Source organism: Bacteroides neonati, assembly GCF_000499785.1.
GTDB lineage: Bacteria > Bacteroidota > Bacteroidia > Bacteroidales > Bacteroidaceae > Bacteroides > Bacteroides neonati.
Window position 1 is genome coordinate 118,082 of sequence record NZ_HG726021.1, and the last position, 11,183, is coordinate 129,264.

At 41.9% G+C, this 11,183-nt stretch carries 11 protein-coding genes; all 11 read left to right on the forward strand.

Annotation, left to right across the window (positions count from 1 at the left end):
- Nucleotides 1-49 precede the first annotated feature (49 nt).
- Genes TY03_RS09610 through TY03_RS09660 form a run of 11 tightly spaced genes read left to right on the forward strand, consistent with a single transcriptional unit; the run spans nt 50 to nt 11,157 of the window.
- A complete protein-coding gene (locus TY03_RS09610; protein ID WP_148335633.1) occupies nt 50-382 on the forward strand; it encodes a hypothetical protein in 333 nt (110 codons plus the stop codon).
- Nucleotides 382-1,011, forward strand: coding sequence for a hypothetical protein (locus TY03_RS09615; protein WP_042369591.1), 630 nt, complete (start codon nt 382-384; stop codon nt 1,009-1,011). The genes TY03_RS09610 and TY03_RS09615 overlap by 1 nt, the downstream gene beginning before the upstream one ends.
- Nucleotides 1,008-1,544 carry a hypothetical protein gene (locus TY03_RS09620; RefSeq protein WP_042369593.1) on the forward strand — a complete coding sequence of 179 codons (537 nt, stop codon included), beginning with the start codon at nt 1,008-1,010 and terminating at the stop codon, nt 1,542-1,544. The genes TY03_RS09615 and TY03_RS09620 overlap by 4 nt, the downstream gene beginning before the upstream one ends.
- Nucleotides 1,519-2,361 carry a hypothetical protein gene (locus TY03_RS09625; RefSeq protein ID WP_042369595.1) on the forward strand — a complete coding sequence of 281 codons (843 nt, stop codon included), beginning with the start codon at nt 1,519-1,521 and terminating at the stop codon, nt 2,359-2,361. Before TY03_RS09620 ends, TY03_RS09625 begins: the two co-directional genes overlap by 26 nt.
- Nucleotides 2,362-2,402: 41 nt before the next feature.
- Nucleotides 2,403-2,561, forward strand: a complete 159-nt coding sequence (locus tag TY03_RS09630) for a hypothetical protein (protein ID WP_154663592.1) — start codon at nt 2,403-2,405, stop codon at nt 2,559-2,561.
- A 55-nt stretch (nt 2,562-2,616) separates the two neighbouring features.
- Nucleotides 2,617-3,144, forward strand: coding sequence for a hypothetical protein (locus tag TY03_RS09635; protein WP_052332454.1), 528 nt, complete (start codon nt 2,617-2,619; stop codon nt 3,142-3,144).
- A 15-nt stretch (nt 3,145-3,159) separates the two neighbouring features.
- A complete protein-coding gene (locus TY03_RS09640; protein WP_042369599.1) occupies nt 3,160-3,927 on the forward strand; it encodes a hypothetical protein in 768 nt (255 codons plus the stop codon).
- Complete coding sequence (locus tag TY03_RS09645; RefSeq protein ID WP_042369600.1) at nt 3,924-4,703, forward strand: hypothetical protein; 780 nt, start codon at nt 3,924-3,926, stop codon at nt 4,701-4,703. The genes TY03_RS09640 and TY03_RS09645 overlap by 4 nt, the downstream gene beginning before the upstream one ends.
- A 43-nt stretch (nt 4,704-4,746) precedes the next feature.
- On the forward strand, nt 4,747-8,616 hold the full coding sequence (locus TY03_RS09650; RefSeq protein ID WP_042369601.1) for a phage tail tape measure protein: 3,870 nt from the start codon (nt 4,747-4,749) through the stop codon (nt 8,614-8,616).
- Nucleotides 8,613-9,188 carry a hypothetical protein gene (locus TY03_RS09655; RefSeq protein WP_042369602.1) on the forward strand — a complete coding sequence of 192 codons (576 nt, stop codon included), beginning with the start codon at nt 8,613-8,615 and terminating at the stop codon, nt 9,186-9,188. Before TY03_RS09650 ends, TY03_RS09655 begins: the two co-directional genes overlap by 4 nt.
- Nucleotides 9,178-11,157: a hypothetical protein gene (locus tag TY03_RS09660; protein WP_148335634.1), complete on the forward strand. Its 1,980-nt coding sequence runs from the start codon at nt 9,178-9,180 to the stop codon at nt 11,155-11,157. Before TY03_RS09655 ends, TY03_RS09660 begins: the two co-directional genes overlap by 11 nt.
- Nucleotides 11,158-11,183 lie beyond the last annotated feature (26 nt).

Here is an 11,183-nt window from a genome sequence, read left to right on the forward strand (position 1 = left end):
TAGGAGATGAAAGAGCCTTCTCCTCACCTACTCTTAAAAAATATCAGTCATGGAAATAATCATTAAAGGAGATCGAAAGTTTGTAGAAAGACTCATCAAGGAAAATAGAATTCGTTTTTCGAGAATGGAGCTATCATGGCACGAAGTGGAAAATACTCCTGAGGTGATTCCGGAACCGCTTTCGGAATCGACTACAGAAGGTGACCCAAAAGTGGGACCTGAACAACCTCTCAAAATAGAGCCGAAGCTTAACGATGTAGGAGAGCAAGGAGAAAAGAAAGATGGCAATGCTACTACAGTTACTGAAGAAGCCAAGGTGGGAAGTTCGGATGATAAAAAAGAGGGAGATAATTCTGATTTAGATAGTGATCCTGATTTTTAATGCTGTTTGCTATGAAAATAGATAAGAGTTATTTTATTGGCGATTTGAATATTGAAGGTCTAAATGTAGGTTGTTCTCCTGCTATGACTGGTAATATACTCGATGCACAGTTTGATGGATACATTGAAAGGCACGAGCCTGATTATCTTCTGAAGATGCTAGGGTGCAGCTTGTTCGTAGATTTGGCCGCTTATTGCGAAATAGATCAAAGAGGATCAGTCTCCGGGTGGAAGCATAAATTAATAGTAGCAACAAACGGCATTGCTCCCACACAGGAAGAGGAGTTTACAGAATGGCTTCGAGAAATTGGTAATAGCCACCATGTAATGGATCGTAAGTTTGATGTCCTCTGCTCTTATTTATTCGATAAGACGCATTCGCCGGTTGCCAACTATATTTATTTTCAGGCGGTAAGACAGAGACACGTAACTATATCTTCGCTTGGTAGTACGGTGGCTAGTGGCGATGGTAAGTCTGTGTCTCCTAATTACAAGTTATGTCTTGCTTGGAATGCAATGGCAGAGATGAATATCACCTTGCATAGATACTTACTAGAAAACAGTAGGTTGTACCAGGAGTATGAGCCAAATGCGAATATGCTTAAAACGATTAATATGCTTGGGTTATGAAACGAAGTTTGCAGGAGGTAATACGTGATGTATGCAAATCTACAGCTAAAGAGCTGTCGAATTTGAAAGTTGATGAAATTAACTTCCAGTTTGGAGACAGCGTGTATATAAATACGAAGCTTATTGAGATGGCGCAGATACAAATGAATCGATTTCCTCTCATTGGACTGTTTCCATTTGAAGAGCATATAGGCATTTCTGGAATTAAATGTGAAGCGGAACTGGATCTAATTATCGCTTGTCAAACCGTAGGAGGTTATGATAATTGGCAGCGCCATGATATATCGTTCAACGGCTTTCTACGAATCATCTATGATGAGTTTATGAGGCAATTGAAGCAATGTACAGAGCTGGATTTCGGTAATGCTGGAGAAATAGAGCATATCTATAAAGAGAACTACGCGTATGGCAGCCGCGGAGTGATGGACTCGGAAAAACGAGATTTACCTGAACTCATTGATGCCATTGAGATAAAGAATATGAAAGTAAAATTAAAATCGATGTGTTATGGAACAAGTGAGAGAGTGTGGTAGCAATAAGGTAAACACGGGTATTTCCAAGTGCCCGTTGGTGCCGGAGTACATCAAAGCTATTATATTGGCAGAAGTCGGTGTAAAGCTTCCTGTTGAAATGACATTGGAAAATATGGAAAAGGCTTTCCATGCCGATAGACCTAACCGTATGTATGGCATCAAGGAGATCGTAGAGTATGCCCCCAATGGAGGTGATGCGCAAACATCAGCCACGGGATATGGCCCAAATGAGGTAACCGGCTATGCTGCATACACAGCGGCATTAACCTTGATGAAGTTTGATGCGGGATTTCGCGCCAATATCATGCGTCTAAAGGACGTTCACATGCAGGCTTGGTATGTAGACAAGAATGGCATTATTTGGGGAGAGCGTGCAGCAGATGGCACCTGCAAGGGTATTGATCTTTCCGGACTGTATATCTCCGGGCAAGATTTCCCTGCGAGTGGCACCAAGGCCAACAACGTGATTAACCTGATGTATAATGACGTTGAGAAAGCTTGGATGAATCCGATGCAGGTTGTGACATCTTTTGATGTGCTATCTGTGGCTGATGGGCTCCGCTTTGTAGATGTGGTGAAAAAGACGGGTTCGGAGAATGAGTATTGCGTGCTCGATCATTACGACAAACTAAATGTGGGAAAGTACTTTAGTACCGGTTTGGCGGAAGTTGCTTGTTGGAAAGGGGTAACGGCAGTTGAATATGTTCAAGGATCCGGAACATTTAAGCTCACGCCGAAAGAATCCGCTTCTCCTATGTTGGCAGCACCTTCTGTGTTGCAGGAAAATGGAGTAACTGGAATTGAGCAATGGGCTTAAGAATAAATGGAGTATCGTTTAGTGTAGAGCTATGCAGAGGGATGTCAAGAGAGGAATTCATTAAAAAGCACAGCGGACACTTTGAAGGAATGAATGATGAGGATCGGAATAAAGTTCTTTCAGACACTTACGATAAGATATCTCCACCAAGTAAAAAGAGTGTGAAAAAGATCAGCGACAATGTAAGTGCTGACGAGTAATAACCTTTAGCTAAGAGGGGTTGGTTGAAAAGCCCTCCCCTCTTCTATTTTAAGGATGGGAACTATATTCGATGTACAGAAGAGTTTAAATCAGATTTCAAGCGGATTCGGTAATATGGTACTAAACGAGGTGTTGCGTGCTGACGTACCAGAGATTATACGTGAACAACTATACGCCGGAAAGAATGGTCGAGGAAAGAATTTGAGACCAACGTATGATAACGATCCATTTTTCAAGACTGCAGAAGCCGGTCCATGGAGAAATCGAGCTCAGGCATACAATAACTGGAAGATGAAAGTACAGCCTCCAAAGATCGGTTCTTTTTTAGGCTTTGCCCCAAGGTCGGCCGAAACCCCGAACTTAATTATCAAGGGTAATTTCCATGACTCAATATTTGCCATAAAGACGGCAGATGGAATAAATGTTGGGTCTGAGGGATTTTCTCAAAGTGGCGATATAGAACAAAAATACGGACAGGTAATTTACGGTTTATCTCCTCAGGCAAAGCGGTACTTGGCGGAGCATAGACTAAAACCGGCTGTAAATGCTTATTTTAAAAAGTATGGTTTGATTTTGAAATAAATAATAAGTGATAGTATGATAAAATTGTCTGCTTTGTGCCCGATTGTCTTCGGTATGCCTGATTATAGTACAGGTATCAATAGAGAGTATATACAGCGATTTGCGAGTAGTGATTCAATTTATATTCAACTTCATGGTGATGCTGGTGAGGTGATTGATGTAGAGGTGGTGGAGTGTAAATCCAATGCAACGGCATCTCATCGGGCCAGAGAGTATGCCATGGCTTCGGGAGGGTCTGTATATGAATGCGTGTTGAAGCCCATTGCCGGGATTTACCGAATGAATGTCAAGTGTAGAGAGGTATGTCTGCAATCGGGATTCGTCGAGATAACAGATGATAAGCGTATGCTGAGACATTTGATGAAGGTAGAATATGGCTTTAGTAAAAATGGGAACTTATTCAATACCCGGTTCGTGGAAGACGGTGGAGGGCTATATCGTTTCTGTTTTCGTGTAGAGGGCGGTTTTCTAGCAGATAGTGATACCTATGGATTGAGTAATGAATTCTTTCGTAATCAGATACAGGAACCTGAGCAGCTCTACCAGTTCCCTTACGTTAAGAGTAGGTTAACGGTTGGTAGTGCCACTGGTGTTCCCGGGTGGGTTGGAACATTGTTGAATGCGATTCTCTGCTGTGAGGATGTGCTAATTGATGGTGTTCCGTATGTACGTAGCGAGTCAAGCGTCCCGGAGAGAGTGAAGATTGGCGGCGAACGGTATACACTGTTCCAATACACGGTGGATGTGGAGCGGAAGTTGAACGATAATGTGCTATTGCCATGATGGTGCCCGATGTGCTGTGTCCGTTGAGGTTTTCTACGGAAATTGGAATAACTGACGGATATGTACAGCGGTTTACACAGGGTGATACGATTCGTGTGAGATTTAATGCCGCATCAAGGAGTGAGGTTGTCGTAGAACTGATTGATACGGTAAGCGGTGGTATTGTGGATCGCTTAACGGTGTCAGAGGCTAGGAATGGCGTGTACGAGGCAATGGTGCAGCCGCTATCGGGATGTTATAGAGTGATGGCTAGATGCGGAGATTATAGGTTGTATTCGGGGGTGTTTCGGGTGGCAGATGACGAGGAAGAGCTGAGTCGGTATATTGTTGTAGATTACGGACAGAATGAAAATGAACGCTTTCGTTTTCGTCTAGAGGGCGGTTTTCTTTCAGGTAGTGACACGAATGGTATTGACAATGAATTCTTCCGCAATGAGCGTGCCGAATTAAAGCAGCTCTATCAGTTCCCTTACGTTAAGAGTAGGTTAACGGTTGGTAGTGCCATGGGTGTTCCCGGGTGGGTTGGAATATTGTTGAATGCGATTCTCTGCTGTGAGGATGTGCTAATTGATGGTATTCCGTATGTACGTAGCGAGTCAAGCGTCCCGGAGCAAGTAAAGATTGGTGGCGAACGGTATACACTGTTCCAATACACGGTGGAGGTGGAACGGTATATCGTTCATTTTAACATGGAAATTGAGAATATCCCGGTGTTAAGAATGATAGATGATAATTTATATAGATTGATATCGAGCAAATTACTTAGAATGGTGTAGAAAATCTGTTCTCAGTTATATTTTAAGTGAAAAGACTTAAGATATGGCTAATGAAACAAAGATTTCCGAATTAGTAGATAAGAAGGCACTTGATGACCTTAGTTTACTTAATCTGAGGATTAATACGATTGCCGAGTCGTATAAAAAGACTGTAGCGGAAATTGGTTCCGGTATCAGTATAAAGGTGAATGGTATTCAAGATTACTCCGAAAAATTTCAAAAGCTGACGACGGCGATTGAAAAAGGAATTGTTGCGGATAAGGCACTCAAGGATGCAAAAAAGGAACAGGAAGCTTTATTAAAAAGGATATCTGACCAGACCAAAGAGAATGTAAAAGATGCTCTTGAAAAGGTAAAGGCGGATAAAGTAGCTGAACAGGCAGCCTTGGCAGCGGCAAAGGTTGAAACTGAGCGGTTGAAGCAACAGCGGTTGATGAATCAGGAAAAAAAGCAGCAGCGTGTGACCATTGAAGAAGCTGTCGTAATCATGAAGCAGCAGATAAAGACTGATCGAGAAGCGATAGAGCAAAGCAGATTACTCCGCGCTGCAAAAAAGGATGTTGACCATACTACAGAAGAAGGTAGAAAGCTTATCATGCAAATGAATGCCGTAATTGATAGGAATACGGAGACCTGTCGGCGAAATGCTGATGCAATGGTTAAGCAGAAGATGACTATCGGTGACTACAAGGAACAGGTAAAGGCAGCTATTATCTCGATTCAGAATGGGGATCGATCTATGAAGAACTTTGGAATCGTTGCTAAAGGGTTTAGTGGGATTCTTCGCACTCAAGTTTCATCGAGCTTGAATGAGGTAAGTATTGGGATTGGTTCAATGATCAAGGGAATGATAGGAGCTCAAGGTATTATTGCTGGCATCCAAAGGCTTTACACCGAAATTAGAGAAGGATTTAGAGCAATGATAAGTTTTGAAGCTGCAAATAGTAGGTTGGCTGCGGTATTAGGAACTACGAAGAAAAACATAAACGATCTAATATCTGATTCCGAAAGGCTGGGTATGACAACTAAATACACTGCATCTGAAGTAACTAACCTACAAATTGAACTAGCGAAGCTTGGATTTTCAAAGAAAGAAATCCTTGAATCAACAGAATCAATACTAAAATTCGCACAAGCGACTGGTGCGGATCTTCCTGAAGCAGCAGCTTTAGCAGGTGCTGCTATACGTATGTTCGGGGCTAGTACAAAAGAAACTGAACGTTATGTATCAGCGATGGCTGTTTCTACTGCTAGAACGGCACTTTCTTTCTCATATTTACAAACAGCGATGCCAATAGTTGGGCCGGTAGCCAAAGCGTTTAATTTCCAAATAGAAGACACTTTGGCTTTGCTTGGAAAGCTGTCGGACGCCGGATTTGATGCTTCAATGGCTGCAACTGCTACGAGAAATATTCTTCTTAATTTGGCTGACGGGTCGGGGAAATTGGCAACAGCATTGGGAGGTCCTGTAAAAACACTACCAGAATTAGTTGATGGACTGATTAGGCTTAAAGAGCAAGGTGTTGATTTGAATAGTACTCTTGAAATGACTGATAAGAGAAGTGTTGCTGCTTTTAATGCGTTTTTGACTGCTGCTGATAAGATTGTTCCACTCAGGGAGCAAATAACCGGTGTAGATGCCGAGCTTAAAGCGATGGCTGATACAATGGGCGATAACGTGGAGGGCGCAACAAAGGGGTTATCATCTGCGTGGGAGGGTTTTATGATAACGCTTGGCAAAAATACCGGCGCAATAGCTGGTATGATTCGGGAGTTAACGGATTTGGTACATTGGATGAGAGAATCGGTGGCTACGGCTGAGGAACTTGGTGAAGAGAGACTAGCAGCCGCTAAACGATCTGGAGAAGAAGCGTCGAAGCAAGACAAAGAGTGGGTGAAATCAAAGACAGAAAGCATATTCACCGTTGCAAAATTATTAAGGAATCAAGGAGCGGAAGGAACTGAGGCTTTTGAAAAAGCAAGAGAGCAACAATTGAAGGTGCTGGAACGATCACTCGCTCAGGAGGAGGCACGGTTAGAGCTATATACAAAAAGAAATCAAAAGCAATGGGCTGAATATAACGACCGAAGTTTTTTAAAACAAGGCATTGGTTTGCAGAAGGCTACCTCCGCTATGAACAAGGATATCAATGAGTCGTTCGCGCTCATTGAGCAACAGACTGGGTATATCGCCGGGCTTAAGGCGAAAATGGAGCAGGTTAAAGGCATTGCTAACAAGTATCAGATAGAGGAGGATGGCAAGAACAGTCAACAAATATTAACTGATAAGGAAAAAGCAGCTGCCGAGAAAGCAGCGAAAGAGCGTTTGAAAATAGAGGATAACTATCGCCAGTCTGAACTTGCATTGATGGATGAGGGGCTTGAAAAGGAGTTGGCAAAGATTTCTGCCGGGTACGTAAAAAGAATGGCCGAGATACGGGGGCAAAGTAAAGAAGAGATTGCTACTCGAAAGAACTTGGCAGAGGAGATGAAGCGGGAGGTTGACGCTAAAACTGAATCATACAATCTGGATCGTGAGAAAACAGATATCGCCAATCGTGTTGAAGCAGCTAAAAAGGGATCTGAGGAAGAATTGAACTTAAAACTACAGCAGCTTGAACTCAATCGAGAGGCAGAAATAAATGAAGCTGAAAAAACTGGGCAGGATGTGTTTGCCATTGATGAAAAGTACAAGGCAAAACAAATGGAATTGATTAATAAATATGCTAGCGAACGAATTAAACGAATGCAGAATGATGCCGCGGTGCAATCCATCATACTTAATCAGCAGTTGCAGGGCGAATTGGATGTATTGACGAATTCATATACTACTGGAATCATTGATAAGGAGGAATTCGAGAGAAAAAAGTCAGAAATAGCGGCCAAATACGGTATCAAACAAGCTGAAACAGCTCTGGAATTAGCGAAGCAGCAATTGTCAATTTCCGGATTATCTGCAGAAGATCAGGAGGATCTTGCTAAGAAATTAGCTGAAGCTGAGATTGCCCTTTCAAATGCTGTTCGGGATGTAGAGATTGCCAATGCTGAGAAAACAGCGGATGCTCATAAGGAGAAAATGGAGAAAGTAGCCAACACGATTCAGATGGTTGGTGATCTGCTAAATTCATTTGCTGATTTGGGTAGTGCCCTGTTTGATCGAAAAATAAATGAGATTGAGGGCGAACAAGACGCTAATACGGAGGCCGGTGAGGCCGAAATTGAGCGGATTGATAAGCTTGAACAAAGTGGTGCAATCAAAAAAGAAGAGGCTGAAGCCAGAAAGCGTGCTGCTGCCGATAGAACAGCCGCTAAAGATGCAGAATTGGCGAAGAAGAAGGCTGAGTTGCAAACAAGGCAGGCAAAAATGGAGAAAGCGAATAACATCGCGCAAATTGTAATGACCACGGCACTTGCCGTAATGAAGCAGTTAGCTGCCACTCCTCTTCCATTAGGTGCACCAATGGTTGCGATGATCGCGGCTTTGGGTGCTATTCAATTGGCTTCTGTTATCGCTCAACCGATACCGAAGTACGCTAAAGGTACGGATAATCATCCTGGTGGACCTGCCATCGTAGGTGATGGTGGGAAGCATGAAGCTGTAGTAGTAGGATCAAGCTATTTCATTACGCCTAACACTTCTACCCTACTCGATCTGCCTCGTGGGGCAAAAGTGTTGCCGGATATCGATAAGGAAATAGAGAGTCTAATGGGTATTGCGGTGAAATCGGATGCTATGATGGCGATGTACAAACCGAAATCTGAAAAGTCAAACCGCGTGGTAGTGAATAATGACTACACGGATTTAAAGAAAGAGGTGCAATCGACCAACAGGATATTATCTGCTATGGACAAAAGAGGCAGAAGGTTGAATAACAGACAGGTGTTTAATAATTACGTAAATAGTAAACTATGATCTATAAATCGCTGGATGAGATACCTATCGGTAGATTTATCGATGTGTATCTGGGAGATTTTAAGGCATTGACAACAGGCGGTACAACACACGATATGGATGAGTTAAAGAACAAAGCCACCGAGTTGATTTATGAATATGCCGGCATCGTTAAAGGACAAAGACAGTTGTTGGAGTTACAGGAAAAAGATGATGTGCTTAACTTACGTGCTAAAGTGTATTTATTGAGAATGAGCATCAGCCTTTCCGAGGTTAATGGTTCCGGCCAAGCGGCTAACGATGCTCTTAAATTACTAGGGTACTCTGTTAATGATCTGACGTTATCGGTAGATAAGGCCAAGCGAGTGCTTGGAGGATTGGAGTTTCGGTTAGATGCATTGGAGAATACAATTAACAATGAGCAAACCGAAAGAGATAAAATAGACCGCGCCTATTTCACTCGCGAAATGGCAATGGTGATGAAGCATAATAAGTTCACATTTAACCCGCAGGAAGTAACGGCGGCGATGTATGCTTATTGGGTGAAGGATATGATTGATTACTATAATTTAAAGAATAGAGATGCAGAATAGAATACGATGTAGAATTTATATCGATCAGTCAATGTATGATGTGACCGGTGATCTGTTGAATTGGGATGAGATATACTCGAAGCTAAAACGAATTGACTATGGCGGAGTGATGAGAAGCTTTGCCGGAAAGTTTGAGTTTACGAGGGCAGCCCGTGACGTGATACGCAATGATTTTTTGAAAAAAGGAATCGGATCGGCACCTAAACTGATATGGGAGGAGCGAAATGATGAATGGGCATGGGAAGAGGTCTTTAATTATGTGTTGGATATTTCATCATATAGTGATGATGGTGGTGTTTTATCGATTAGTGCGATTGATGATAGCGTGGAGAGTATTATCAAAGCTAATAAAGGCACACAGTATGAGTATTCGGTGGATATTATTAAGGAAGTCAATAACCTTTTGTATGATGGCATAGAAATGTCTGAATCGGTGAATTGGCAAGTATCTGGGAATAGTATTGATGGGTCTACAGATGTTGATGTTCCTATTTCTGCGAAACTTGGAGAACAGTTATTTCCATTGTATGTCGGATCAAGCGAGCAGAATGTTGGTAACCGCTTTTTGATTGGAGATACTCCCCCGGGATTCATTTTGGATAACCCAAATTCTTACTTGATAAAAAGTATATCCTCTGGTGGAATGGAAATGCATGTAGATATGACCGTACAGATTCCTGCAGGGAAATATTTTTCTATTAGCCTGAGGAGGTATTATAATGATACCGATAAACACGATGTTTTAGCTAGATCAGGTATAGAAACAGGGGACGTGAATCGAGAGGTGAGATTGAGTTTTAATGGAGGCCTTTACATGGAAGATGGCTCTTATTTGATTGTTGCGTTCCTTTCGACTCATAATTTTACTATCCGAATACCTAGTAACACTATTTTTACGGCTAAATGGTATTCGAGAGTTAAGCCAGTTAATATTGACGTAGTATCTCCCGTTAAACTACTTAATAGGCTTGTGCAAAGCATGAATGGTGGAAAAGAAGGATTGATTGGAGAGATTGTGTTTGATGGGTCAGATAGAATGAACGGATGTAAGTTGGTAGCTGCGGAGAGTATCAGGGGCATTAGTTCGGCAAAGATGTACACATCATTCACGAAGTTCTGTAATTGGATGAGTGCAGTGTTTGGTTATGTGTATGAGGTTGACGGAAAGACTATCCGATTCAAGCATCGCACTGCCTTCTATGAAAAGGAGGTAGCAATTGATCTTGGTGGAGATGTGAGTGAGTTTAATGGTAGTATAGTGTCTTCATTGATTTATTCTCGGGTGAGATCGGGATATGACAAACAGGATTATGATAGTGTGAACGGGCGTGATGAGTTTCGATTTACGACCGAGTATAGTACGGAAACGACTCTGACGGACAATAAATTGGATTTGATTAGCCCATACAGAGCTGATGTGTATGGTGTGGAATTTCTGGTTCAGAGACGAGGAAAAGATACAACGGATAGCAATAGTGATAATGATGTGTTCTTTATTTGTACGCAATATGTAAGTGAAACGAATACGACTCCCGAGGGGATAGTTATTAGATCATCTCGCTATGAACTGGATAGAAGTATCGGCATAGTTGGTGTGTTGTCTCCAGATACTATGTTCAATGTGATGTATTCTCCAAGAAGCTTTTTAATTGCCAATAAATGCTTTATTGGGGTTTCCACTAATAAGTTGAGCTATGCATCATCTGACGGAAATTCGGAGGTAGTGATAGATGGTGTCAGCGAAAAGGACGCTTTCGTTATTGAGAAGAACAAAGCATTATTTATGCCATTTGAAGTAACCATTGAAACCAATATACAGGATTTTCCGAGCAATAGAAAAGGGTTGGTGAGAGTTAAGAATGATGGATATGTATATAGTGGATATATTGAGGAGGCAGAAACATTTCATGGGAAATCAAAAAGCAATGGATATAAATTGCTGGTGAATGAGATAGTTGAGGAAAAGTGACGGTATATATTATATTTTAATATAAA

Bases quoted from the DNA above. Each gene is read 5' to 3' on its own strand.
- TY03_RS09645 (WP_042369600.1), top strand. From the start codon at position 3,924: ATGATGGTGCCCGATGTGCTGTGTCCGTTGAGGTTTTCTACGGAAATT.
- TY03_RS09635 (WP_052332454.1), top strand. From the start codon at position 2,617: ATGGGAACTATATTCGATGTACAGAAGAGTTTAAATCAGATTTCAAGC.
- TY03_RS09640 (WP_042369599.1), top strand. From the start codon at position 3,160: ATGATAAAATTGTCTGCTTTGTGCCCGATTGTCTTCGGTATGCCTGAT.
- TY03_RS09655 (WP_042369602.1), top strand. From the start codon at position 8,613: ATGATCTATAAATCGCTGGATGAGATACCTATCGGTAGATTTATCGAT.
- TY03_RS09620 (WP_042369593.1), top strand. From the start codon at position 1,008: ATGAAACGAAGTTTGCAGGAGGTAATACGTGATGTATGCAAATCTACA.
- TY03_RS09615 (WP_042369591.1), top strand. From the start codon at position 382: ATGCTGTTTGCTATGAAAATAGATAAGAGTTATTTTATTGGCGATTTG.
- TY03_RS09660 (WP_148335634.1), top strand. From the start codon at position 9,178: ATGCAGAATAGAATACGATGTAGAATTTATATCGATCAGTCAATGTAT.
- TY03_RS09610 (WP_148335633.1), top strand. From the start codon at position 50: ATGGAAATAATCATTAAAGGAGATCGAAAGTTTGTAGAAAGACTCATC.
- TY03_RS09630 (WP_154663592.1), top strand. From the start codon at position 2,403: ATGTCAAGAGAGGAATTCATTAAAAAGCACAGCGGACACTTTGAAGGA.
- TY03_RS09650 (WP_042369601.1), top strand. From the start codon at position 4,747: ATGGCTAATGAAACAAAGATTTCCGAATTAGTAGATAAGAAGGCACTT.
- TY03_RS09625 (WP_042369595.1), top strand. From the start codon at position 1,519: ATGGAACAAGTGAGAGAGTGTGGTAGCAATAAGGTAAACACGGGTATT.